The sequence below is a fragment of the Streptomyces hoynatensis genome (assembly GCF_003626535.1).
In the GTDB taxonomy this organism is placed as follows: Bacteria; Actinomycetota; Actinomycetes; order Streptomycetales; family Streptomycetaceae; genus Streptomyces; species Streptomyces hoynatensis.
Window position 1 is genome coordinate 104277 of record NZ_RBAL01000012.1, and the last position, 23973, is coordinate 128249.

Annotated in this window: 18 protein-coding genes and 1 pseudogene; 3 read left to right on the forward strand and 16 right to left on the reverse strand. The window is 75.4% G+C overall.

The annotated features are described in order from the left end of the window. Positions 1 to 18: 18 nt before the first annotated feature. The 3 genes from D7294_RS33755 to D7294_RS20405 form a co-directional block, all read right to left on the reverse strand. On the reverse strand, positions 19 to 1752 hold the full coding sequence (locus D7294_RS33755; protein ID WP_120681851.1) for an RDD family protein: 1734 nt from the start codon (positions 1750 to 1752) through the stop codon (positions 19 to 21). Between the two features lie 200 nt (positions 1753 to 1952). Continuing rightward, positions 1953 to 3056, reverse strand: coding sequence for a DUF4037 domain-containing protein (locus tag D7294_RS20400; protein ID WP_120681991.1), 1104 nt, complete (start codon positions 3054 to 3056; stop codon positions 1953 to 1955). 164 nt (positions 3057 to 3220) lie between these two features. After that, the gene (locus D7294_RS20405; protein ID WP_241562510.1) at positions 3221 to 3775 is read right to left on the reverse strand and encodes a GNAT family N-acetyltransferase; all 555 of its coding nucleotides are present in this window, start codon (positions 3773 to 3775) and stop codon (positions 3221 to 3223) included. Positions 3776 to 4057: 282 nt separating this feature from the next. Here D7294_RS20405 and D7294_RS20410 point away from each other — a divergent pair, with 282 nt between their 5' ends. Then, on the forward strand, positions 4058 to 4507 hold the full coding sequence (locus tag D7294_RS20410) for an SsgA family sporulation/cell division regulator (protein WP_120681853.1): 450 nt from the start codon (positions 4058 to 4060) through the stop codon (positions 4505 to 4507). Positions 4508 to 4572: 65 nt separating this feature from the next. On the opposite strand, the gene D7294_RS20415 is transcribed toward D7294_RS20410, so the two are convergent. Beyond that, on the reverse strand, positions 4573 to 5055 hold the full coding sequence (locus D7294_RS20415) for an Lrp/AsnC family transcriptional regulator (protein WP_120681855.1): 483 nt from the start codon (positions 5053 to 5055) through the stop codon (positions 4573 to 4575). Between the two features lie 129 nt (positions 5056 to 5184). Between D7294_RS20415 and hppD the strand changes: the two genes are divergently transcribed. Beyond that, positions 5185 to 6342 (forward strand): 4-hydroxyphenylpyruvate dioxygenase, encoded by a 1158-nt coding sequence (gene hppD, locus D7294_RS20420; protein WP_120681995.1) that lies wholly within the window; start codon positions 5185 to 5187, stop codon positions 6340 to 6342. A gap of 149 nt (positions 6343 to 6491) precedes the next feature. Here the strand turns inward: hppD and D7294_RS20425 are convergent, their stop codons facing one another. The 8 genes and pseudogenes from D7294_RS20425 to D7294_RS20460 form a co-directional block, all read right to left on the reverse strand. After that, positions 6492 to 7328 carry a S16 family serine protease gene (locus D7294_RS20425; protein ID WP_120681857.1) on the reverse strand — a complete coding sequence of 279 codons (837 nt, stop codon included), beginning with the start codon at positions 7326 to 7328 and terminating at the stop codon, positions 6492 to 6494. Positions 7329 to 7338: 10 nt separating this feature from the next. Further along, complete coding sequence (locus D7294_RS20430) at positions 7339 to 7983, reverse strand: IclR family transcriptional regulator (protein WP_120681859.1); 645 nt, start codon at positions 7981 to 7983, stop codon at positions 7339 to 7341. 423 nt (positions 7984 to 8406) lie between these two features. Further along, positions 8407 to 10218 carry a DEAD/DEAH box helicase gene (locus D7294_RS20435; RefSeq protein WP_120681997.1) on the reverse strand — a complete coding sequence of 604 codons (1812 nt, stop codon included), beginning with the start codon at positions 10216 to 10218 and terminating at the stop codon, positions 8407 to 8409. Between the two features lie 247 nt (positions 10219 to 10465). Then, a complete protein-coding gene (locus D7294_RS20440; protein WP_120681861.1) occupies positions 10466 to 12811 on the reverse strand; it encodes a xanthine dehydrogenase family protein molybdopterin-binding subunit in 2346 nt (781 codons plus the stop codon). Continuing rightward, a pseudogene (locus D7294_RS34000) lies at positions 12811 to 13614 on the reverse strand ((2Fe-2S)-binding protein); the annotation flags it as partial. The pseudogene D7294_RS34000 and the gene D7294_RS20440, both read right to left, overlap by 1 nt. A 530-nt stretch (positions 13615 to 14144) precedes the next feature. Continuing rightward, positions 14145 to 15050, reverse strand: a complete 906-nt coding sequence (locus D7294_RS20450) for an FAD binding domain-containing protein (RefSeq protein ID WP_174248398.1) — start codon at positions 15048 to 15050, stop codon at positions 14145 to 14147. 273 nt (positions 15051 to 15323) lie between these two features. Continuing rightward, positions 15324 to 15608 carry a DUF3039 domain-containing protein gene (locus D7294_RS20455; RefSeq protein ID WP_120681866.1) on the reverse strand — a complete coding sequence of 95 codons (285 nt, stop codon included), beginning with the start codon at positions 15606 to 15608 and terminating at the stop codon, positions 15324 to 15326. Positions 15609 to 15619: 11 nt separating this feature from the next. Beyond that, entirely contained in the window at positions 15620 to 16177 is a 558-nt protein-coding gene (locus tag D7294_RS20460; protein WP_120681868.1) for a YqgE/AlgH family protein, read from the reverse strand. Positions 16178 to 16383: 206 nt separating this feature from the next. Here D7294_RS20460 and murA point away from each other — a divergent pair, with 206 nt between their 5' ends. After that, positions 16384 to 17727: a UDP-N-acetylglucosamine 1-carboxyvinyltransferase gene (gene murA, locus D7294_RS20465; protein ID WP_120681870.1), complete on the forward strand. Its 1344-nt coding sequence runs from the start codon at positions 16384 to 16386 to the stop codon at positions 17725 to 17727. Between the two features lie 119 nt (positions 17728 to 17846). Here murA and D7294_RS20470 read toward each other — a convergent pair whose 3' ends face one another. The 4 genes from D7294_RS20470 to D7294_RS20490 all read right to left on the reverse strand — a co-directional run bounded on the left by D7294_RS20470 (position 17847) and on the right by D7294_RS20490 (position 23886). Further along, the gene (locus D7294_RS20470; protein WP_120681872.1) at positions 17847 to 18128 is read right to left on the reverse strand and encodes an HU family DNA-binding protein; all 282 of its coding nucleotides are present in this window, start codon (positions 18126 to 18128) and stop codon (positions 17847 to 17849) included. A 268-nt stretch (positions 18129 to 18396) separates the two neighbouring features. Next, entirely contained in the window at positions 18397 to 19848 is a 1452-nt protein-coding gene (locus D7294_RS20480; protein ID WP_120681874.1) for an NAD-dependent malic enzyme, read from the reverse strand. Positions 19849 to 20297: 449 nt separating this feature from the next. Then, positions 20298 to 22595: a HelD family protein gene (locus D7294_RS20485; RefSeq protein WP_174248399.1), complete on the reverse strand. Its 2298-nt coding sequence runs from the start codon at positions 22593 to 22595 to the stop codon at positions 20298 to 20300. 133 nt (positions 22596 to 22728) lie between these two features. Further along, complete coding sequence (locus tag D7294_RS20490; protein WP_120681876.1) at positions 22729 to 23886, reverse strand: uroporphyrinogen-III synthase; 1158 nt, start codon at positions 23884 to 23886, stop codon at positions 22729 to 22731. Positions 23887 to 23973: the final 87 nt, after the last annotated feature.

Sequence of the window (23973 nt, forward strand, 5' to 3'; positions counted from 1 at the left end):
AGCGCTCCGCCGGGCGGGTCAGCCGGGCTGTTTGTTCCCGGCCACGAAGGTGTGGGCCGCCTTGTCGTGCCAGCCCTGCCGCCACGGCCGGTCGCGGACGGCCATCACCATGCTGACGATGCCGACGACGAGCAGGCCGAGCACGTTGAACAGCAGCCAGCGCAGCAGGGCCGCCCCGAAGGAGGGCTTCTGCTGCCGCTCCACGTCCAGCACCTGGGTGCGGAACATGCCCTTGCCCAGGGTCGTGCCCCACAGCGCCACGGGCAGCGCCTCGAAGAGCAGGCCGGCCACCAGGAAGGCGCCGAGCACCATCGCCAGGTAGGGGGCGGTGGTGCCGTCGATCAGCCAGACGGTCTTGGTGACGCCGGCCCGCTCGGCGGCGTCGACCCGGTCCTGGATGTGGTCGCCGATGTCCCCGGCCACGACCGCGGCGACGCCGCCCGCCGCGGCCAGCGGCAGTATCGCGTCGACGATCCGCGCCATCAGCCGCCGCCCGAGCCCGGCCGGGTACTTCTGCCCCGGGTCGACGAACTGGCGGACCATGGTGAGCGGGTCGCCCTCGTGGGACTGCAGGAAGGGCGACTGCGGGGCGCGCGCCGCGTTCTGCGGCGGGTAGCCGTAGCCGCCCGGCTGGGCGCCCTGCCCGCCGGCCGCCGGCGGGTAGCCGTAGCCGGGCTGGGCCGGCTGCTGCGGCGGGAAGCCGTAACCGCCCCCGGCCGGCGTGGCCTGGGCCGCGGCGGGCTGCTGCGGGAAGCCGTAGCCGCCGGGGGCCGCGGCGCCCGGGCCCGGCTGCGGGGGCCGGTCGGCCGCCGGGCCGCCCTGGGCCGGAACGCCCTGGGCCGGGCTGGGCTGGGGCGCGGCGGGCGCGGAGCCCGCCTGGGGCGGAACGCCGACGCCGGGCGCCCCGGCGGGCGGCCCGGACTGCGGCGGGACCTGCGCCTGCGGGGAGGGCTGGGGCGCGGTGGGCGCGGAGCCCTGAGCCGGGCCGCCGGCCTGCGGCGGCACCGGGAGGCCGAGCGGCGGGGACTGGGCCGGCGCGGCCTGCCCGCCCTGGGCCTGCGGCTGCGGCTGACCGGGAGCGGGCGAAGGCGCGGGGGCCTGGCCCTGCGCCCCCGGCGCCTGCTGCGCGAGGTCGTGGACCTGCCGCTCCCAGGAGCCGCCGTCCGGCGCCTCGATCCGGCGCAGGGTCGCGGTGTGCTCGTTGGGCTCCGCCTCCGGCTCCGGCTCGCGCCGCGCGCCCGGCGGCTGCGAACCCTCCGTCGAGGTCCTGCGGAACTGGCCGCGCGGGTCGACGCGGACCGGCGAGGTGCTGACGTCCTCGTCCGAGCCCCAGGTGACCCGCTGCTCGGGGCCGGACTGGGCGCCGGCGTCGGCGCGCCAGGCGGCGCCCTCCTGGCGCGCGGGGGCGACCTCGCCGCGGCCGCGCACCTCGGGCAGCGCGGACTGCCCGGAGGGCCGGTCCTGCGCCTGCCCGGCCTCCTGCTCGCCGGTCCCCTGACGGGGCATGTCCTCGTCGAAGAAGAAGGGCTGCGTCTCGTTCTGCGGCGGGGCCTGGGCTGGTGCGGGCCCGGGGGGCGAGGCCACCGCCCCCGACGGGGGCGTGGGAGCCGGCTCGCCCTCCCGCGGCTCGGGCCGGCTGCTGCCGGGCACCCAGGCGGTGCCGTTCCAGTACCGGATGTAGCCGGGAATGGACGGGTCCGGATACCAGTTGGGCCCCGGGCCGCTGGCGTTTCCTGCGGGTGGGGAGCTCATAGGCGGTCCGAATCTCCTCGTCCGTACTGACTGGTCGCTTAGGGGGTCTACGGCCTAAGCATCGTACGTCGCCTGGCGACCAGCGTTACTCGGTGTCCGTGCGGTCTTTTGGTCTTTCGGGTCCTTCCGGGAAGGACCTTAACGAACACCGGAGCGTAGCCGGGAGCCGAGCCGGGAAAACCCGCGGGGGCCGCGGGGGTTCAGGCGCCGGGGAGGGCGGCGACGGCCGCCCGGATCAGCCCGTGGTTCCCCAGAAAGTCCGTGTTGTCCGCCCATTGGTCCACCCCGCCCGTCAACGGCAGTGCGCGCAGCCGGGGATCGGTGAGGGTGTCCGCGAGCGCCTTGGCGAAGCGCTCGGCGTGCAGCACGAGGAACGGCCTGCCGTAGTACGGGCGGCGGGCCGGGTCCACCGGGGCGGTCAGGCCCGACTCGTTCTGCAGGGCGGCCACCGCCTCGTACGCCTCGCACAGCCGGCGTTCGCGCATCGCCTGGCCCGTCGCGGCCAGGGCGCCGCGCAGCACCGGGGTGAGCGTGGCGGCCACCGGGAGCCGGGCGAAGGCGCTGCCCAGCCACTTGCCGTAGGGCGCGTAGGTGCGCGAGAGCAGCAGGCACAGGCGCATCAGGTCGCGCACGAGCCGGCCGGCGAGCACCGCCGCGCCCAGGTCGTCGCCCACCTCGGCGCAGCGGCCGGGGAACGCCTCCTCCTGGGAGAGCCGCTGCCACTGGCAGGCGAGCAGGTAGCGCCACACCTGGTCGGGGTACCAGGCCAGGCGCCGCCTGGCCGCGGTCAGCTCGCCGAGGCCGTCGTGGAAGACCTCGCCTGCGGTCGCCTCCGCGAGGCGCTGCTGGGGCATCGCGAGCCAGTCCGCGGTGGCGGGCTCGCCGGTGAGGCCGAGGTTCTCGCGCAGCCAGGAGCCGACGTCCGCGACGGAGACCCGGTGGCTGACCGGGCCCTCGGTCGGCTCCATCCGGCCGACCGGGTCGAGCGGATCGCGGGTGTCCGTGAAGTGCGTGGGCCAGCCGCGGACCTCCTTGGGCAGCCGCTCCGCCAGCAGGGCGCGGATGCGCGGGCCGAGCGCGGCCGCGTCGGCGGCGGACAGGAAGAGGTTCAGCCGCGGGCCCCACTCGTGGTCGGCGGAGCGCGCGGTGTCGAAGCCCAGCACCTCGGAGCCGGTGCCGACCCGGGCCGCGGCGTAGCGGAGCCGGGGGAACTCGGCGGCGAGCAGGGGGCGCACGGCCTCCTCGTAGAGCACCCGGGACAGGCGCAGGCCCGGCAGGAACGCGGCTTCCGGTTCATGGCTCAGCACGGAGCCCACTGTGCGAGCCGTCCCGCGCGCAGTCCAGCGAATAACCGCCGTCGCGGGGCGGAAAGCCCCGGCCGGACCAGCGCCCGCGGCGCCCGCCCGGCCTCACGCACCGCCCGGCCTCGCGCACCGCCCGACCACGGGCCCCGGCGGGCCGGGCGGGCTCAGCCCGCGGCCAGCGTGCGGCGCCAGTCGTTGCAGCGGACGGGGTGGCCGGGCGGGTACTCCAGGTCGCAGGGGCCGAGCAGGGTGAAGCCGGCCTTGCGGCAGGTCGCGTTGGACGCCAGGTTGGCCGTCGAGGGGTAGGCGTGCAGGTACCGGTGGGTGCCCTCGGCGGCGGCGAGGGCGGCGACGGCCAGGGCCGCCGCGGTGGCTATGCCGCGGCCCTGGAAGGCGGGCAGCACGGTCCAGCCCGTCTCCCACACCACCTCTCCCCGCCACTCCCGCTCCCAGTACCCGACGACCCCGGCCGGCTCCCCCGTCGGCAGGGACACGCTGAGCATGCGGCCAGGGCCCGTGTCGCTCAGGGCGACGTACCTGGCGTGCCGCTCCCGCAGGCGCTCCTCGGTCTCGGGGCCGCCCAGGTGCGTCATCAGCTCCGGGGCGTTGGCCTGCCGCAGCAGGTCAAGGTCCCCTTCGGCCCAGGGCGCAAGGCGCACCCGCGACCCGCCGCCGGGGCCGCCGCGCCCGCTTCTCGTCTCGTACACCGCTTCGTCCACCCCGACGACGCTACCCGCCGCCACTGACAGCGGCCCCGCCGAGCGCCCCCCGGCCCGCAGCGCCCGCACCGCCGCACCGGGCGGCGGTGCGGGCGCTGCGGGCGCTCGGCGAGGGCGGGATTGCCCGCTCGGGTGCAACGCGCGGAAACAATCCGTGCGATCCGCGTAATGAACCGCCCGGCAGGCGCTCTCACTGGGGAACGGACTTCGCGCGAGTCCGTTCCGGCGTGCCCGGACCGGGCCGGGCACGCCCCCAGCACAGGAGGGAAGAGGGCCGCACACATGCACACCACGATCGAGAGGGAACTGGAACTCCAGCTGGTGCTCACCCCCGCGCGCGCCATCCCCGTGCCCGCGCGGCTCGCCTACCACTCGGGCGATCCCTACGCCGTGCACATCACCTTCCACATCGGCTCCGACGTCCCCGTGAACTGGGTATTCGCCCGCGATCTGCTGGTGGACGGGGCCTTTCGGCCGACCGGGGACGGCGACGTGCGGGTGTGGCCGGCGACGGCGGAGGGCCGCCGGGTCATCTGCCTCTCGCTGCGCTCCCCGGACGGCGAGGCGCTGCTGCGTGCCCCCGCCACGCCCCTGACCGCCTGGGTCGAGCGGATACTGCGGCTGGTGCCGCCCGGCACCGAGGCGGAGCGGATGGACCTGTCCGGCGGCCTGTGCGCCCTGCTGTCCGCGGGGCCGGGCGAGGAGGCCGGAGGCACGGCGCCGGCGCCGTAGGGGCGCTCACGCGGCGGAACCGGCCCCGGCGGAGGGGGCCGGACCCGCCCCGGCTGCCGGGGCCTTCAGGCGGACGGCCCCGGCAGCCCCGCGGCGTGCCGCACCAGCGGGATGACGCGCAGCGGCACCGGGTTCTCCATCACGATCGCGGTGTCGGAGCGGACGATGCCGGGGAAGCCGAGCACCCGGTCGATGACCCGCTGGAGGTCCGCGGTCGAGCGGGCCACCAGCCGGCAGAGCATGTCGCCCTGCCCCGTGATGGTGTGCAGTTCGAGCACCTCGGGCACCCCGCGCAGGTGGCGGCGCACCTCGGCGCCCCGGCCCTGCCTGATCTCCAGCGTGGCGAAGGCGGTGACGGGAAAGCCGAGCGCGGCCGGGTCCACCTCGGGCCCGAAGCCCCTGATCACCCCGCCGGCGCGCAGCTTGTCCAGCCGGGCCTGGGCCGTGCCGCGGGCCACCCCGAGCCGCCGGGACGCCTCCAGCACGCCGATCCGCGGCTCGCGGGCCAGCAGCTCGATCAGCCGCGCGTCCAGTTCGTCGATCGCCATGCCGTTCCTCCTGGGCAACCTGTACAGATTTCCCCGGCTCCCGCGGAGCCCGCTGTACAGAGTGCCCACTATCCACGCAAACTATTGCGCACTCTGCCAGGCGGCCTCACCCTTCGTTACATGTCGTACATGGCGGAGAACACGCTGGAGACCACATCCGACACCGCCTCGGCCGAGGCGCCCGCCGACCCCTTCCCGGTGCTGGGAATGGACGCGGTCGTCTTCGCCGTGGGCAACGCCAAACAGGCCGCGCACTACTACTCCACGGCGTTCGGGATGACCCTCGTCGCCTACCAGGGACCGGAGAACGGCTGCCGGGAGACCGCGAGTTACGTGCTGGAGTCCGGCAGCGCCCGCTTCGTCTTCACCTCGGTGATCAGGCCCACCACCCCCCGCGGCCACGCGCTGGCCCGGCACGTCGCCGAGCACGGCGACGGCGTGGTCGACCTGGCCATCGAGGTGCCCGACGCCCGGGCCGCCTACGCGCACGCGGTGGCGCACGGCGCCCGCGGCATCGAGGAGCCGCACGAACTCGCCGGCGAGGGCGGCACGGTGGTGCTCGCCGCGATCGCCACCTACGGCGAGACCCGCCACACGCTGGTGCAGCGGACCGGCTTCCGCGGCCCGTACCTGCCCGGCTTCACCGCGGCCGCGCCGCTGGTCACCCCGCCGGAACGGCCGGTGTTCGAGGCGGTCGACCACTGCGTGGGCAACGTCGAGCTCGGCCGGATGAACGAGTGGGTGGACTTCTACCGCACCGTCCTCGGCTTCACCAACATGAAGGAGTTCGTCGGCGACGACATCGCCACCGAGTACTCGGCGCTGATGTCGAAGGTGGTGGCCGACGGCAGCCGCAAGGTCAAGTTCCCGATCAACGAGCCGGCCCCGGGCAAGAAGAAGTCGCAGATCGACGAGTACCTGGAGTTCTACGGCGGCCCCGGCGTGCAGCACGTCGCGCTCACCACCGACGACATCGTCCGCACGGTGCGCGTCATGCGCGCGTCGGGGGTGGAGTTCCTCGACGTCCCCGGCTCCTACTACGACACGCTCGGCTCCTGGGTGGGCGACACCCGCGTCCCGGTGGACACGCTGCGCGAGCTGAAGATCCTGGCCGACCGCGACGAGGACGGCTACCTGTTGCAGATCTTCACCAAACCCGTGCAGGACCGGCCGACCGTCTTCTTCGAGTTGATCGAGCGGCACGGTTCCCTGGGGTTCGGAAAAGGGAATTTCAAAGCACTCTTCGAAGCAATCGAGCGTGAACAGGCGCGGCGGGGGAATCTGTAAGACACCACCCCCCACAAGCCGCCCCCGCCACCTGCACTGCGGGGGCGGCTTCCGTTTCCGTACGCGACGGCCCGCCCCGGCGGCCTCGCGCGCGGGCGGCACGCGGGGCACGCCGGGCGCGGCGGGCGGGCAGAAGGGCGCCGGGGGCGTCAGCAGGAGGGCACGGACCCGCCGCCGGCGAGGTCCCGCAGGGCGGTGACCGCCTCGTCGAGGGAGGACACCGGGATCAGGCGCAGCCCCTCGGGCAGGTCGGCCGAGGCCTCGCCGCACTCCTCGCGCGGCAGCAGGAACACGCTCGCCCCGTCCCGGGCCGCCGCCTGGGTCTTCAGCGGCACGCCGCCCACCGCGCCCACCGTCCCGTCCGGCTCGATGGTGCCGGTGCCCGCGATGGTCCGCCCCCCGGTCAGGTCGCCCCCGGCCCCGTCGCCCTCCAGCATGTCGACGATGCCCAGGGAGAACAGCAGCCCGGCGCTCGGGCCCCCGACGTCGGCGAGGTTCAGCTCGACGGAGATCCCGCTGTCCTGGAGCCCGAGGTGGTTCAGGGCCGCGGCCACCGCGGCGTCCTGCGAGCGCTCCATCTCCTCCGCGTTGTGCCGGCGGATCTCCCGGGTGCTGTCGCCCGCCGGGTAGACCGCGTCGCGCGGCATGACGGCCTCGTCGTCGGCGAAGTAGCCGCTGATGACGTCCGTGAGCCGGACCGTGGCGTCGGGCGAGGTGGCGGTGATGGTCGTCAGCCGCAGCTCGCCCTCGGTCTGCCTGACCTCCGCCCCGCTGATGGAGATCACCGGCTCCCCGTCCCGCTCCCCGAGCACGTTCGCGGTGAGCCCCGGATGGGTCACCGAGAAGGGCAGCGGGGCGAGCAGGGCCACCGCGAGCAGGGCCACGAGCACCGCGCCGCACAGCACGAGCACCAGCGGGTGCCGGCGGCGCCACAGCGGCGGGGGCGGGGAGGCGGGAGCCGTCGGGGCGCTCGGGGCTGCGGACATGGGAGCGAATCTAACGCAGGACGGCGGCGACCTCCTGCGCGGCCCTGATCACCCGGGGCCCCACGTCCGGCGGCACCGCGTCGTTCAGCATCACCACGCCCACGCTGCCCTCGATGCCGCAGTCCCGCGGCAGCGGCGCCGCGGCCCCGCTCGCGCCCGCGTCCAGCTCCCCGCGGGTGAAGACGAAGCCCTCCTCGTCGGTGATGTCCTTGCAGCGCCCGGTGAGGATCGCCCGCCCCGCCGCGCCCCGGTCGAGCGGGTGGCGGAAGCCCGTGCGGTAGGCGACGTGGTAGTCGGTCCAGCTCGGCTCCACGACCGCGACGGCGAGCGCGTCCGTGCCGTCCACCACCGTGAGGTGCGCGGTGGCGCCGAGGTCCTCCGCGAGCGAACGCAGCGCGGGCAGCGCGGCCTCGCGCACCAGCGGGTGCACCTGCCGCCCGAGGACGAGCACCCCGACGCCCACCCGGGCCCGGCCGCCGGCGTCCCGCCGCACCAGGGAGTGCTGCTCCAGCGTGGCCAGCAGGCGGTAGATCACCGTGCGGTTGACCCCGAGCTGCTTCGACAGCTCGGTGACGGTCAGCCCGTGGTCGGTCTCGGCCAGCAGTTTGAGGACTCGAAGTCCCCGGTCGAGCGTCTGTGAGGTCTCCGCGGTCACGGCGCCCCCCTTCCGAGGCGTGCGATGCGGCTGCCCGTCCCTTGGCAGCAACGCACTCAAGGCCATCGCCCCGACAGAGCGACGGCCAGGCAGGTCAGAAGATCCACATGCCACTGCGCACCGGGGCGACGCTGCCGCCGGGCGTGCGCGTGGAGTGAAATTAATCGATCTGCACCGCTCACCGGAAGGCCCTGTCCAGAATCCGAGCGTCCCGCGGTCCGTTACGGCCGCTATGCGGCGATTCCCGCCCTCTGGCCCGCCCCCCGGACCCGCATCACGCGCCCCCGCGCGCCCCGGCACCTCCCCCACACGCCCCGGCGCATTCCCCGCGCGCCGCCCGCCGATCCGCCCCACGAGTGCCCCAACGCGCCCCGGCGCGGGCCGCGTTGGGGCCGCGGACGGGTGGGGGCAGGCGCCCGCGGCTCAGCGGATCCGGGTGGCCCACTCCCTGACCTTCGCGACGCGCTGGCGCAGCTGCCCCGCCGTCGCCTCGGCCGTCGCCGGGCCGCCGCAGGTGCGGCGCAGCTCGGTGTGGATGACGCCGTGTGGCTTGCCGGACTGGTGGGCGTACGCGCCGACCAGCGAGTTGAGCTCGCGGCGCAGCTCCATCAGCTCCTTGTGGCTGACCACGGGCCGCCGGTCCGCGGGCAGCTCAAGCAGGTCGGCCTCCTGGTCCGGCTTCCTGCGGCTGTGGGCGAGCTGCCGCGCCTGGCGGCGCTGGAGCAGCAGCTGCACCTGGTCGGGTTCGAGCAGGCCGGGAATGCCGAGGTAGTCCTGCTCCTCCTCGCTGCCGGGGTGCGCCTGCATCCCGAACTCGGCGCCGTCGTACATCACCCGGTCGAACACGGCGACCGACTCCAGGGCCTCGAACGGGAGTTGCTCCTCGCCGCCCTCCCCGTCCGGCTCGTCCCGCTCCCGCTCCGCCTCCCGGAGCAGCCCGGCCTCCTCGGCGTACGGGTCCTCCTCCCCGCCCTTCTTCGGCTTGTCCAGCACGTGGTCGCGTTCGAGTTCGAGCTCGTGCGCGAAGCCGAGCAGCGAGGGGATCGTCGGCAGGAAGACCGAGGCGGTCTCGCCGCGGCGCCTGGAGCGCACGAAGCGGCCCACCGCCTGCGCGAAGAACAGCGGCGTGGCGATGGTGGTGGCGTAGACCCCGACGGCCAGCCGCGGCACGTCCACGCCCTCCGACACCATCCTGACCGCGACCAGCCACCTGTCGTCCGAGCCGCGGAACTCCTCGATGCGCCCCGAGGCCCCGCCGTCGTCGGAGAGCACGAGGGTGGCCCGGGTCCCGGTGATCTCGCGGATCAGCTTGGCGTAGGCCCGCGCCGAGTCCTGGTCGCTGGCGATCACCAGGCCGCCGGCGTCGTGGATGGAGCGGCGCACCTCGGTCAGCCGCCGGTCGGCGGCCCCGAGCACGGCCGGCATCCACTCCCCCGCCGGATCGAGCGCGGTCCGCCACGCCTGGGAGGTGGCGTCCTTGGTCATCGGCTCGCCGAGCCTGGCGGCCACCTCGTCGCCCGCCCTGGTGCGCCAGCGCATGCTGCCGCTGTAGGAGAGGAAGATCACCGGGCGGACGACCCCGTCGGCGAGCGCGTTGCCATAGCCGTAGGTGTAGTCGGCCACCGAGCGCCTGATGCCGTCGGCGCCCTCCGCGTAGGAGACGAACGGGATCGGGTTGGTGTCGGAGCGGAAGGGCGTGCCCGTCAACGCCAGCCGCCTGGTGGCCGGTTCGAAGGCCTCCAGGCAGGCCTCGCCCCAGGACCGCGAGTCGCCCGCGTGGTGGATCTCGTCGAGGATCACCAGCGTCTTGCGCTGCTCGCAGCGGTTGCGGTGCAGCATCGGCCGCACCCCGACGCCGGCGTAGGTGACGGCCACCCCGTGGTAGTCGCGGGCCAGGGGCCCCGCGCTGTAGTCGGGGTCGAGCCTGATCCCTATCCGCGCGGCGGCCTCGGCCCACTGCGACTTGAGGTGCTCGGTGGGGGCGACGACCGTCACCTGCTGGACCACGTGGTGGTGCAGCAGCCAGGAGGCGAGGGTGAGCGCGAACGTCGTCTTGCCCGCGCCCGGCGTGGCCACGGCGAGGAAGTCCCGTGGCTGCCGCCGCAGGTACTCCTCCATCGCGGCCTGCTGCCAGGCGCGCAGCTTTCCCGCCGTGCCCCAGGGGGCACGGCCGGGGAAGGCGGGAGAGAGGTGGGACGAGGCCGAAGTGGGCGAGGAAGAGGAGGTGGTGGTCACGGTCTCCACGCGGGGTCGGCTGACGGGCGGGCCCGTTCAGCGTACCCAGCCGGCACCGCGGGCCGGCCGCCCCCCACGCCCCGGCCCCCGCGCCTAGTCACGCAACGCCAACGCGCCGCAGGCCGAACTCCGGCGCCACGCGGCCGAACGCAGAGCGGCGCACCACGGCGCGCCCGCGGGGAGCGACGGGCCGCCGACGGCGGGCCGGGCCGAAGGCACGGGCGAACCGCCGCGTGCCCGCGGGGAGTTACGGCGCGCCGACGGCGCTCTGCGGCCGGATCGGCAGCCGGTTGACCGGGCGCCCGGTCGCCGCCCGCACCGCGGCGGCCACCGCCGCCGGGGAGACGACCACCGGCACCGCGCCCGCCGACTTGGCGCCGAACGGCGCGACCACGTCCCGCTCCTCGGCCAGCTTCACGATCCGCACCTCGGGGGCGTCGAGCGCGGTCGGCAGCGCGTAGCCCGAGAGGTCGGGGCGCCTGACCACCCCCCGCGCCACCCGCAGGTGCTCGGTCAGGGCGGCGCCCACCCCCTGGATGACGCCCGCCTCGATCCTGGCCCGCAGCTGCCGCGGGTTGAGCACCCGGCCGACGTCCTGGGCGATGGCCATCTCCACCACCCGGACCGCGCCGAGTTCCACGTCCACGTCGACCACGGCCCGCACCGCGGCGAAGGAGAGGCCGACGAACGCGTCGCCCTGCCCGGTCTCGTTCAGCCGTTCCGTGGGGTGGGGGCGGCACTGCGCCGTTGCCCACAGCTCCTTGCCCTCCAGGGCCTCGGCCACCGTGGTGCTGAGCACCCCGTCGTAGGAGGTGATCTTGCCGTCCGCGATGCTCAGCAGCTCGACGGACATCCCGAACTTCGTGGCCAGCGGCTGGAGGAGCTGCGTGCGCACCATCTTGGCCGCGCGCTCCACCGCCCCCGCCGAGACCCAGGTGTGCCGCCCGCGACCGCCGGGCCCGGCCGGCGGCTGGTCGGTGTCCACGGGCGCCACCTGCACGTCCTCCACGCCCAGGACCTCCTGCACGATCTGCCTGGCCAGGGTGGCGAAGCCCTGCCCGGTCTCCACGGCGGCGCACAGCACGGTGGCCACCGTGCCCTCCGCCGTGCCGTCCACCTTGACCGTCGCCGTGGACACCTCGTCGGTGCCCTCGGCGCCCAGCTGGTGCACCATGCCGAGCGCGTAGCCCACGCCGCGGCGCACCGCGCCCGGCTCCCCCGCGCCGTCGGGGCCGCCGGGCAGCAGCCAGTCCTCCACCGGACCGTCCTTGGGCAGCGCCGGCATCGGCGCGGACCTGACGGCCTCAAGCAGCTGCGCCACCGGCGCCGGGCAGGTGACCGTCTGGCCGGTGGGCAGCGCGTCGCCGGTGGCCAGCACGTTGCGCGCGCGCAGTTCGGCCGGGTCGATGCCGAGCCTGGCCGCCAGCTTGTCCATCTGCCCCTCGTAGGCCGCGCACACCTGCATCGCGCCCTCGCCGCGCAGGTAGCCGGAGGGCGGGTTGTTGGTGCGCACCGCCCAGCCGTCGATCACGGCGTTGGGCACCACGTAGGGGCCGGCGGCGAAGGACACGGCGGCGGCCAGCGCCTCCGAGGCGTCCTCCGCGTAGGCGCCCGCGTCCATCAGCAGCTGCGCCTCGACCTTGATCAACTTGCCCTCGCGGTCCGCGTGGTGCGCGTAACGCAGCAGCGTCGGGTGCCGGTGGCCGTGGCCCAGGAAGGACTCCTCGCGGGTGGCGGTGAGCTTGACCGGGCTGCCGGTGTGGATCGCCAGCAGCGCGAGCGGCAGCTGGAAGCTCAGGTCCTCCCGGTCGCCGAGCGCCCCGGGGACGCCCGTGACGTACACCTTGACCTGCTCCTCGGTGAGCCCGAGGCAGGCCGCGATCCGGTCGCGGTCGGCGTGCGGGTCGGTGCTCGCGGTGTAGATCTCCACCCCGCCGTCCGGGCGCGGCACGGCCAGCACCGCCTCCGCCCCGATCGGGGCCGGGTCCTGGCGGCCGACCCGGTACAGGCCCTCGACGACGACCTCGCCGGCGGCCCCCGGGTCGCCGTGGCGCAGCGGGATGTGCCGGATCAGGTTGCCCTCGGGGTGCAGCGGGGCCGCCTCGAAGGACTTCTCCGGATCGGTGACCGGGTCGAGGACCTCGTACTCGACGACGACGGCCGCGGCGGCCAGCCGCGCGGTCTCCGGGTGGTCGGCGGCCACCGCGGCCACCGGCTCCCCGTGGTGGCGGACCACCTCCGCGGCGAACGCGGGCCGCGCGCCCGGCCTGCGGCCCAGCCCCGCCTCCCCCGCGACGTCCTCGTGCGTGACCACGGCCCGCACCCCCGGCATCGCGGCGGCGGCCGAGGTGTCGATCCGCTTGATCCTGGCGTGCGGGTGCGGGGAGCGCAGCACCGCGGCCCACAGCAGGCCCTCGGCCCACAGGTCGGCGGTGTACGGGTAGGTGCCGAGCGCCTTGGTCTCCGCGTCGGCCGCCGGCAGGGAGCTGCCGAGGCCGTGCGGCCGGTGCCGTTCCCCCGGGGCGGCGCCGGGGCCTGCCCCGGCCCCGGCGGGGGTCACGGTGACGGCTGCCGGTCCTGCGGTGTCTGTCATCACATGCCTCCGGCGGGGGGACCGGCCTGGTGGGGAATGCGCGGGGCGGGGTGCTCGCCCTGCGGCGGCGGCCCGCCCTCCGCGGCGCGGGCCGCGGCCTCCGCGCGTTCCTCGACGACCCGGCGGACGGCGTCGAGGACGCCGCGGTAGCCGGTGCAGCGGCAGAGGTTCCCGCTGAGCGCCGTGCGGGTCTCGAGTTCGGTGGGGGCGTGGTTGCCCTCCAGCAGGTCGTGCACGGTCATGGCCATCCCCGGCAGGCAGAAGCCGCACTGCACCGGGGTGGCGGCCAGCGCCCGCTGCACGTCGGAGGGGACGCCCTCGGTGCCGAGCCCCTCCACGGTGCGGATCTCGGCGCCCGCCGCGGTCGCGGCCGGCACCAGGCAGGCGGCGACCAGGCGGCCGTCGACCTGGACCGAGCAGGAGCCGCACTCGCCCTGGGCGCAGCCGTCCTTGGCGCCGGCCAGGCCGAGCCGCTCGCGCAGCACGTAGAGCAGGGACTCCCCGATCCAGGCGCCGGAGACGGGCCGGTCCACCCCGTTGACCCGCAGCACGTAGGAGACCTCGGGGTGGTCGCTGCGGCTGGGCGCGGGCGCCGGCCCGTCCGCGGCCTCCCCCTCGGCGGCGGCCTGCGCGGGCAGCGCGATCCCGGGCGCCTGGGCGGCGTGGTCCTCCGGCTCGGCGCGGCGCGGGACGAACCCGCCGGGCGCGCCCTCCCTGGTCTCCTCCGCGGCGGCCGCCCCCAGGAGGTGGGCGGCGGCCTCGCGCGGCTCGGCCGCCTCGACGGGGTGCGGCTCGCCGGCCGGGGGCAGGGACCAGGGCCCGGGCGGCTCGGCCTCGGTCACCGGCGCCAACCCGCCTCCGGCGGCCTCGTGCCCGGCCGGCTCGGCGGGTCCGGCGCCCAGCGGGCGGCGGGCGCCCCCGGAGAGCGCGGCGGCGCCCTGGCCCATGGCGGCGGCCCGGGAGGCGGCGGGCCTGGAGGCGGGCGGGGGGGCCGCGCCGAAGGCGAAGGGCATCGTCCACTGGCCGGTGGCGCCCGGGTCGGTGGTGGCCCCCGGCGTGGCGGGGGCCACCGTGGGCTCCCCGATGACGGGCGGCTCGTACCCGTGCCCCGGCGCGGCCAGCGGCTCGCTGCCCGGCTCCTGGGAGTAACCGCTCGGCAGCTCTATGAAGGCGGTGGTGTCCGAGTCGTACTCCCCGCCCCAGCCCCCCTGCGGACCCGGGGCGTTCGGGTCCTGGCCGGCGAAGCGGGGGGGCAGGTCGCCCGAGGCGTCCGGGGGGAAGTCTCCGGGAAAGTCCCCGCCCGGGAAGCCGCCTTGGGGCTGCTGGTCGTTGCTCATGCGAGAGCCCTTCCGAGTCCACGGCGGGCCAGTGTTGCCACCGTACGCCTCATGTGCAGTACGGCGGGCGGGAGTTGCGGAGGTTCGCCGCCCTCGCCCGCGGGCTGCGGATCGGGGATGCAGGCCATCCCGACATAGTCGCCGAAGGCGGTCAGCACCTCGGGGGCGAGCCCCCGTTCGCCGTCCCAGTCGACCAGGGAGGCCACCCAGCGCTCCGCGTCGAGCGGGCGCAGCGGCATGGGGGCGACGGCGCCGACCGCGCAGCGCACCTCGCGGCGCACCGGGTCGAGCACCACGGCCACCGAGGCCTGGGCCCTGGCGGGCCCGGTGCGGCTGGTGGCCTTGAGGAAGGTCTGCGGGGCGTGCAGCAGCGGCACCCGCACGTGCGCGAGGAGCTCGCCAGGCTGCAGCCGGTCGCGCCCGGCCAGGAGGTGGCTGACGGGGATCTGGCGGCCCTCGCCCTCCGGGCCCGCGACCAGCAGCGTCGCCTCCAGGGCGGCGAGCACCGGCAGCGTGTCCCCGAAGGGGGCGGCGGAGATGATGTTGCCGCCCAGGGTGCCGGCGTTGCGCACCTGCGGCGGCCCGGCGGAACGCGCGGCCGCCGCGAGCGCGGGGATCAGCGCGGCGAAGTCGGGGCGGCTCATTCTGGAGTGGGTGAGGCAGGCGCCGAGCAGTGCGTGACCGTCCTGGTACGCCCAGCCACGGAGTTCGGCGAGGCGCCCGAGGCCCACCAGGGCCGCGGGCCGCAGCAGGCCCGCGTTGACCGCCGCCATCAGGTCGGTGCCGCCCGCGACGGGCACCGCCGCCGGCTCCGCCGCCAGGGCGGCGACGGCCTCGTCCAGGGTGGCCGGGAGCGCGACCAGCCGCGCGGAGTCCGGTGCGTGCGGTGCGTGCGTGCTCAATCCAGCTGCCCCTTTCCGGAAGTCCCGGCTGCCGAGCCGTACGGTACGTGCTCGCGGCGAGGACGTGGCAACTCTGGCATAGATTCCGGCGCCGCAGACGCCGGGGTTTGCCGGTGCCGTCACCGGCCCGTCACCGGCCATGGACAGGGGAGGCGGGGGCAGCCGCGACGTGCCCGGGTGCCGCCCGCCGCTCACACGATCAGGGCACCCGCACAGCGCCGCGGGAGGGGAGACGGGCCACGCTTCCGGGGCGCCGGCCGGCCCCCCGCGGGGCTACTTGTCGCCGCCCTTGTCCCTGCCGCCGCCGAAGGAGCCCATGGATTCGTAGATCTCCTTGCAGGTGGGGCACACCGGGTACTTCTTGGGGTCGCGCCCCGGCACCCAGACCTTGCCGCAGAGGGCGACGACGGGGGTGCCCTCCAGCGCGCTGGCCATGATCTTGTCCTTCTGGACATAGTGGGCGAAGCGCTCGTGATCGCCGTCGCCGTGCGTGGTCTGCGGTGCGGGTTCGACGACGGTGCCGGTGCCCGCTCCGCGTTCGGGCTCGAGAGTGCTCATGCCCCCCAAGACTAGTTGAGCGACGGGTCGTCCGGGTACGTCGCGAGCAAGGCCAGGCTCCCGCGCTGGCGGCGCAGCACGGCCCGCCACAACCGCTCGGGCGCGGGCACCGAGACGTCGCCGGGCTCGGAGTCCACGACGTACCAGGCGCCCTCGTCCAGCTCGCGTTCCAGCTGCTTGGGGCCCCAGCCCGCGTATCCGGCGAAGATCCGCAGCGAGCCGACCTCGGCCGCCAGCACCTCGGGCGGCGCCTCCAGGTCGACCAGGCCGATCGAGCCGTGCACCCGCCGCCAGCCGAGCGGTCCCGCGCCGGGCACGACGGCGAGCGCGAGGGCCGCGTCCAGGGCCACGGGCCCGCCCTGGAAGACCACGCCCGGCTCTCCGGCGAGGGCGGCCCAGGGTTCGAGCACCTCGGACACGCCGACGGGCGTGGGGCGGTTGAGGACCACCCCGAGGGCACCGTCGTGGTCGTGGTCGAGGAGCAGCACCACGGCGCGGTCGAAGTTCGGGTCGGACAGTGCCGGGGTGGCCACCAGCAGCCGCCCGGTGAGCGAGGACGCCTCGGTCATGCGGCCATGATTCCGCATCCCGCGGGCGCTGGGGAGGGCCGGTCTGTGCCGGTCTGTTCCGGTCGTGCCACAGTCCGGCACGGCGGGCGGCCGGTCATACGATGGCCGACTAGCATGCGAAGCCGGAACGCGGGTGCGCCCGGCCGCCCGTCCCGCAGCACGCGAGTCCGATGAACCGTCCGCCGGCACACACACCTGGAACCGTCATGAATGACGATGTACTGCTTGTCCACGGTGGCACCCCGATCGAAGGGGAGATCAAGGTCCGCGGGGCCAAGAACCTGGTGCCCAAGGCGATGGTGGCCGCGCTGCTCGGGAGTTCGCCGAGCAGGCTGCGCAACGTCCCCGACATCCGCGACGTGCGCGTGGTGCGCGGCCTGCTGCAGTTGCACGGGGTCACCGTGCGCAGCGGCGAGGAGCCGGGCGAGCTCGTGCTCGACCCCTCGCACGTGGAAAGCGCGAACGTGGCCGACATCGACGCGCACGCCGGGTCCTCCCGCATCCCGATCCTCTTCTGCGGCCCGCTGCTGCACCGGCTCGGGCACGCGTTCATCCCGGGCCTCGGCGGCTGCGACATCGGCGGCAGGCCGGTGGACTTCCACTTCGACGTGCTGCGCAAGTTCGGCGCCACGATCGACAAGCGGGCCGACGGCCAGTACCTGGAGGCCCCGCAGCGGCTGCGCGGCTGCCGGATCAGGCTGCCCTACCCCTCGGTGGGCTCCACGGAGCAGGTGCTGCTGACGGCCGTGCTCGCCGAGGGCGTCACCGAGTTGACGAACGCGGCCGTCGAGCCGGAGATCGAGGACCTCATCTGCGTGCTGCAGAAGATGGGCGCGATCATCTCGATGGACACCGACCGCACCATCAGGATCACCGGGGTCGACCGGCTCGGCGGCTACACCCACCGGGCGCTTCCCGACCGCCTGGAGGCGGCCTCGTGGGCGAGCGCGGCCCTGGCGACCAAGGGCAGCGTCTACGTGCGGGGCGCCAGGCAGCGGGAGATGATGACCTTCCTGAACGTGTACCGGAAGGTGGGCGGGGCGTTCGACATCGACGACGCCGGCATCCGCTTCTGGCACCCGGGCGGCCCGCTGAACGCCATCGCGCTGGAGACCGACGTGCACCCCGGCTTCCAGACGGACTGGCAGCAGCCGCTGGTGGTCGCGCTGACGCAGGCCTCCGGCCTTTCGATCGTGCACGAGACCGTCTACGAGTCGCGGCTCGGCTTCACCAGCGCCCTGAACCAGATGGGGGCGCACATCCAGGTCTACCGCGAGTGCCTCGGCGGCACGCCCTGCCGGTTCGGCCAGCGCAACTTCCTGCACTCGGCGGTGGTCTCGGGACCGACCACGCTCCAGGGCGCCGACCTGGTCATCCCCGACCTGCGCGGCGGGTTCTCCTACCTGATCGCGGCGCTCGCGGCCCAGGGACCCTCGCGGGTGCACGGCATCGGGCTGATCAACCGCGGCTACGAGAACTTCGTGGCCAAGCTGGAGGGGCTCGGCGCCAAGGTCGAGGTGCCCTCGGCGCGGGAGCGCCGCCCGGCGTGACGGCGGCGTGAACGCCGGGTTGCCGGCGAGGTGAAGGCGCGGCGGCGCGACGGCGGCGTGGACGCGAAGGGGGCGGCCCTCCCGGGAGGGCCGCCCCTGTGACGACTGTGCGCGGGGCGTCAGTTGCCCCGGGCCGACTCCTTCAGCTTCGAGCCCGCGGAGACCTTGACGCTGTATCCGGCCGGGATCTGGATCGGCTCGCCGGTCTGCGGGTTGCGCGCGGTGCGAGCGGCGCGGTGGGTCCGCTCGAAGGTCAGGAAGCCGGGAATGGTGACCTTCTCGTCCCCCTTGGCAACGACCTCCCCGACGGTCTCGGCCAGGGCTGCCAGCACCGCGTCGGCGTCCTTCCGGGTCACCTCGGCGCGCTCGGACAGAGCGGCCACCAGCTCACTGCGGTTCATATTTCGTACTCCCGTGTTCAACTTGCCAATGAGGCGTGAGATCGAAGCCGATGCTGCCAGGGCCCACTGACAGTCCCCGGAACGGGGCCTGCTTCCTGGGCCCCTCGCGCCCGGGTACGCATCCTGCCCTCACGAGTGGCGCGAAGGCCAATCCGGCACCCGTTGGGTCACACGAAGAGCGCCCGAGGCTTGCCTCCCGGTCACCCTAAGGGGCGGCCGCACGGGCCCGGCAACCGACTCGCCGCCCGCGCGGGCCCCCCGGCGCCCCTCAGACCGCCGGCGCGTCCCCGGCGCCGCCCGCGGCGGCCCGGGCGGCCTGCACCGCCTGCGCCGCCTCGCGCACCGCCCCGGCCACCGCACCGGAAACCTTTTCGTTGAAGACGCTGGGCACGATGTAGTTGGCGTTCAGCTCCCCCTCCGCGACCACGTCGGCCAGCGCGCGGGCCGCGGCCAGCATCATCGCGGGACTCACCGTTCGCGACTGCGCATCGAGCAACCCGCGGAACACGCCGGGGAACACGAGCACGTTGTTGATCTGGTTGGGGAAGTCGGAGCGCCCGGTGGCGACCACGGCGGCGGTCTGCCGGGCGACGGCCGGGTCGATCTCCGGGTCGGGGTTCGCGAGGGCGAAGACGATGGCGCCGTCCGCCATCGCGGCCACGTTCTGCGCGGTCAGCACGTCGGGGGCGGAGACCCCGACGAACACGTCGGCGCCCACGATCGCCTCGGCCAGCGTGCCGGTGACGCCCTCCGGGTTGGTGTTGTCGGCGATCCAGCGCAGCGGCGAGTCCCCGTCGGCGTCCACCAGGTCGGGCCTGGCGGCGTGCACCACGCCGTGGATGTCGGCCACCACCACGTGCTTGACGCCGGCCTCGATCAGGAGTTTCAGGATGGCGGTGCCCGCGGCCCCGGCGCCCGACATCACCACGCGCACCGCGCCGAGTTCCTTCCCGACCACGCGGAGCGCGTTGTGCAGGGCGGCCAGCACGACGATCGCGGTGCCGTGCTGGTCGTCGTGGAACACCGGGATGTCCAGGGCCTCGCGCAGCCTGGCCTCGATCTCGAAGCAGCGGGGCGCGGAGATGTCCTCCAGGTTGATCCCCGCGAAGCCGGGCGCGATGGCCTTGACGATCTCCACGATGGCGTCGGTGTCCTGGGTGTCCAGGCACAGCGGCCAGGCGTCGATGCCGGCGAACCGCTTGAACAGCGCGGCCTTGCCCTCCATCACCGGAAGCGCGGCGTGCGGGCCGATGTTGCCCAGGCCGAGCACGGCGGAGCCGTCGGTGACCACGGCCACGCTGTTGCGTTTGATCGTCAGCCGGCGCGCGTCCTCGGGGTGCGCGGCGATCTGGGTGCACACCCGGGCGACGCCCGGGGTGTAAATCATCGACAGATCGTCACGGTTGCGAATCGGGTGCTTGGACTTCATCTCGATCTTGCCGCCGAGGTGCATGAGGAAGGTCCGGTCGGAGACCTTTCCGAGGGCGACCCCCTCGATGCCGCGGAGCTTGGCGACGATCTCCTCGGCGTGCGCCGTGGAACTGGCGGCGATGGTGACGTCGATGCGCAGCTTCTCGTGCCCGGACGCCGTCACGTCGAGCCCGGTGACCGAGCCACCCGAGGACTCGACCACGGTGGTGAGCTGACTGACCGCGGTACCGCTGACCGGGACTTCAAGCCGCACGGTCATCGAGTACGAGACACTGGGCGCCGTTGCCATGGCCGAACTTCCTTCGCTTTCCAGAAAACGCCCCCCGAAAACCTTGTCACCATACGAGAGACACACGTCACGGTGAAAGTCGGGACGCCACAGGAGGGCACAGAGCCGGAGAACGCTGGAGGAACGCCCAGAGAACGGACGGGAATGCGGCCCCCGCGCGGCGGCCCCGGCAGAAGCCCGGGAGCCGGAAGGGGGGAACAACCGGGAGCCGGAGGCGGGAAGCAGCGGAAGCCGGAGGCGGGAAGCAGGGGGAAGAAAGAGGGGCATCGACCCGCCAGCTCGCCTCGCGGCAAGTGGTCGCTCGAAGCGACAATGGTTGGGCCCGGGGGCATGGAACGGGCCGATGCCACCTCCAGGCTACCGCACTGGGCACGCCGGTCAACCGCACGCGTCTCCGGCCTCACCGGCCCCTCATCCGGCCGGGACCGCCGGTGACGGAGGGTGCCGTCTCACGCCCGCAGGGCGGCGGGCACCCCGGCGGCGTCCGGCTCGTCCGCGGGCCCGGAGAGCACGGTGAGGCGCTGGGTCGCCCTGGTCAGCGCCACGTACAGCACCCGCATCCCGGCCGGGGACTCCCCGGCGATCTCGCCAGGGCAGACCACCAGCGTGGCGTCGTACTCCAGGCCCTTCGCCTCCAGGCTGCCCAGCACCACCAGGCGCTCGCCGGCCTCCGCGAGCCACTGCCCGGCGCGTTCCCGGCGGGCCATCGCCACCACGACCCCGACCGTGCCCTCGACCTCGGCCAGCAGCCGGGCGGCCTCCGCGCGCACCGCGTCCGCCAGTTCCTCCTCGGTCGCCGCGGCGGCGAAGGCGGGCTCGACGCCGGTGGTGCGCACGGCCCGCGGCGGGCGCGCCCCGGGCATCGCCCGGGCCAGCACCCCGTCCGCGACCCGCGCGATCTCGGCCGGGTTGCGGTAGTTGACCGTCAGCTCGAAACGGCGGCGCGGCTTGCCGCCCAGCGCGGCCCGCTGCTCGGCCGCCGCCTCCTCCGGCGCCGACCACGAACTCTGCGCCGGGTCCCCGACGATCGTCCAGGTGGCCCGGCGCCCGCGCCTGCCGACCATGCGCCACTGCATCGGCGTGAGGTCCTGGGCCTCGTCGACGATGATGTGCGCGTAGTCGGCCCGCTCCCCGGGCTCGGCCGCCGCCGTGCGGCGCTCCCGGCCCCCGGCCTGGCGTTCGGCGTAGGTGGTCAGCTCCGCGAGTCCGGTGAGCTGGTCCAGCGGGTCGGCCTCGCGGGGGGCGGCGGGCCGCGCCGGGGTGCCGAGCAGCACCCGCAGCTCGTCGAGCAGCGCCACGTCGTGCGCGGAGAGACCGCCGCCCCGCGGGGTGACGCGGCGCAGCGAGCGGGCGAGGCGGCGCGCCTCGCGCGGCCGCAGCAGGCGGCGGGCGAGGCGCCCGAGGCGCTGCTCGTCGGCCATCGACCGCAGCACCGCCAGCGGCGTCAGCTCGGGCCACCAGGCATCGAGGAAGGCGGCGAACGCGTCCTCGCCCGCGATGTCCTCGTCGAAGGCCTCCCGCGCCTCGGCCGCGAACTCGGGCTCCTGGTAACGCCGCGGCGCGCCGGACTTCTCCCACAGCGCGTCCAGGAGCAGCCGCCTGGCGCGCGGGCGCAGCAGGTTGACCGGGGCGGTGCCGCCCAGCGCCTGCCTGCGCACGGCGGCGAGCTCGGCGGCGTCCAGCTCGACCCGGCCGCCGAAGGCGACCACGCGCAGCCGCTGGGGCGCGTCCGCCGTCTCCAGGGCGGCGCGCGCGGCCCGGGCGAGCACCCGGGCCATGGCGGCCGAGCCCTTGATCGCGGCCACCTCCTGGTCGTCGTACGCGTCGGCCGTCACGCCCTCGGCGAGGGAGCCGAGCGCCCTGATGACGACCTGCCCCTCCTCGCCGAGCGAGGGCAGCACCCCCTCGGTGTAGGCGACGAGCAGCGGGGTGGGGCTGACCACGAGGATGCCGCCCGCGTAGCGCCTGCGGTCCTGGTAGAGCAGGTAGGCCGCGCGGTGCAGGGCGACCGCGGTCTTGCCGGTGCCGGGGCCGCCCGCCACCTCGGTGACCGAGCCGGCGGGGGCCCTGATGACCTCGTCCTGCTCGGCCTGGATCGAGGCGACGATGTCGTTCATCCGGTGGCCGCGGGCCCGGCCGAGCGCGGCGAGCAGCGCCCCGTCGCCGACCACCGGCAGCTCCGCCCCCTCCAGCAGGGCGCGCACCCGGGGCCGCAGCAGGTCGTCCTCCACGCCGAGCACCCGGCGGCCCCTGCTGCGGATGACGCGGCGGCGCACCACCCGTCCGGGCGCCACCGGCGTGGCCCGGTAGAACGGCGCCGCGGCCGGGGCCCGCCAGTCGATGACGAGGGGCACGTAGTCGGCGTCGAGCACGCCGAGGCGGCCGATGTGCAGGGTCTCGGCGATCTCGGCGACCCGCGTGCCGTCGGGCTCCTCGCGCACCGCGTCCTCGGCGGGCTCGACGGAGGTGTAGGCGCCGTCGGGGCCGCGCACGCCGTCCTTGCCGCGGAGCAGGTCGATGCGGCCGAAGAGGAAGTCCTCGAACTCCTTGTTCAGGCGCGACAGGTGCAGCCCGGCCCGGAACACCTGGGCGTCGCGCTCGGCGAGGGCCCCAGGGGTGCCGACCTGCACCCTGCTGGCGGCGTCCGCCACCAGGTACTCGGCCTCGTCGATCTTCTCGGCCAGCCGCCGGTAGACGGCGTCGAGGTGCCGCTGCTCGGCCCGGATCTCCCGCTCCCGCACGTCCACGGCTGTGCCCCCTCTTGCTCTCGGCAGCGCAAACGCAGCGCTCCACCGTACGCGAGTCGGCGGCCGGCCGCGCGCCGCCACCCGCGCTCCCGGCGGGCGCCGGGCCGGGGCGGGGGCCGGGAGCGTGCGCCGGTCACCCGGCGTACTTGCTCGTGTCCGTGGTGGGGTCGAGGGCCAGGCGGTAGCCGCGCTTGACCACCGTCTGGATCAGCCTGGGCGAGCCGAGGGCGCCGCGCAGCCTGGCCATCGCCGTCTCCACGGCGTGCTCGTCGCGGCCCGCCCCGGGCAGGGAACGCAGCAGCTCGGCCCGGGGCACCACCCACCCGGGGCGCTGGGCGAGGGCGCGCAGCAGGGCCATGCCCGCCGGGGGGACCGGGCGCAGCAGCCCGTCCATCACCACCGCGTGCCCGCGGATCTCAAGCCGGTGCCCGGCCACCGGCAGCGGCCGGGACCCGGCCGGCAGCTCCCGGCACAGCAGCTGCACCAGCGGGCCGAGCCGGAAGCGTTCCGGCTGCCTGGTCGGCACGTCCTGGGCCTGGAGCGGCAGGGCGGTGACCGGCCCGACGCAGGCGGCCAGCACGTGCCTGCCGAGGGCGGCGGTGAACTCCTCGCGCATCCCGCGCTCCCCGGCCCGCCGCAGCAGGGAGTGCGCGGCCGGGGCGCTGGTGAACGTCACCGCGTCCACGCCGCGCGCCAGGACCGCGTCGAGCAGCCGGTCGACCGGCGCCAGGTCCTCCGGCGGCATCCACCGGTACACGGGCACGGCGATCACCTCGGCGCCCGCCTCGCCCAGCGCCTCGATGAAGCCGGGCAGCGGCTCGCCGTGCAGCTGGAGGGCGACCCGCCGGCCGCGCACCCCCTCGTCGAGCAGCCGCTGCAGCACCTCGGCCATCGACTCGGAGGCGGGCGACCAGCTCTCGGTCAGCCCGGCCGCCCGGATCGCGCCCCGCACCTTGGGCCCGCGGGCCAGCAGCCTGGCGGTGGCGAGGGTGGCGAGCAGGTCCTCGCCGAGCCCCCATCCCTCGGCCGCCGCGATCCAGCCGCGGAAGCCGATGGCGGTGGTGGCCACGACGACGTCGGGCGCGTTGCCGATGAGGTCGCGGGTGGCGGCCAGCAGCCGGTGGTCGTCGGAGAGCGGGACGATCCGCAGCGCGGGGGCGAGCAGCACCTCGGCCCCGCGGCGGCGCAGCAGGGCGGCCAGCTCGTCGGCGCGCCGCGCGGCGGTGACGCCGACGGTGAATCCGTCCAGTGGCCTGATGTCGAGCGCCTGCTGCCGGGTCTGGTCGTGCATTACCGCATCCGCTCCGCCCGCCCTCGGGCTTCCCTGTGGTCCGCAAGGCCGCGCGCGCCCCAGGAAGCGCGCCGCGGCGCGGGGTGG

Coding starts and splice junctions, on each gene's coding strand:
- D7294_RS20460 (WP_120681868.1), bottom strand. CDS start 16,177: ATGACCGAGGCGTCCTCGCTCACCGGGCGGCTGCTGGTGGCCACCCCG.
- D7294_RS20440 (WP_120681861.1), bottom strand. CDS start 12,811: ATGACAGACACCGCAGGACCGGCAGCCGTCACCGTGACCCCCGCCGGG.
- D7294_RS20415 (WP_120681855.1), bottom strand. CDS start 5,055: ATGGCGATCGACGAACTGGACGCGCGGCTGATCGAGCTGCTGGCCCGC.
- D7294_RS20410 (WP_120681853.1), top strand. CDS start 4,058: ATGCACACCACGATCGAGAGGGAACTGGAACTCCAGCTGGTGCTCACC.
- D7294_RS33755 (WP_120681851.1), bottom strand. CDS start 1,752: ATGAGCTCCCCACCCGCAGGAAACGCCAGCGGCCCGGGGCCCAACTGG.
- murA (WP_120681870.1), top strand. CDS start 16,384: ATGAATGACGATGTACTGCTTGTCCACGGTGGCACCCCGATCGAAGGG.
- D7294_RS20480 (WP_120681874.1), bottom strand. CDS start 19,848: ATGGCAACGGCGCCCAGTGTCTCGTACTCGATGACCGTGCGGCTTGAA.
- D7294_RS20455 (WP_120681866.1), bottom strand. CDS start 15,608: ATGAGCACTCTCGAGCCCGAACGCGGAGCGGGCACCGGCACCGTCGTC.
- D7294_RS20425 (WP_120681857.1), bottom strand. CDS start 7,328: ATGTCCGCAGCCCCGAGCGCCCCGACGGCTCCCGCCTCCCCGCCCCCG.
- D7294_RS20490 (WP_120681876.1), bottom strand. CDS start 23,886: ATGCACGACCAGACCCGGCAGCAGGCGCTCGACATCAGGCCACTGGAC.
- D7294_RS20470 (WP_120681872.1), bottom strand. CDS start 18,128: ATGAACCGCAGTGAGCTGGTGGCCGCTCTGTCCGAGCGCGCCGAGGTG.
- hppD (WP_120681995.1), top strand. CDS start 5,185: ATGGCGGAGAACACGCTGGAGACCACATCCGACACCGCCTCGGCCGAG.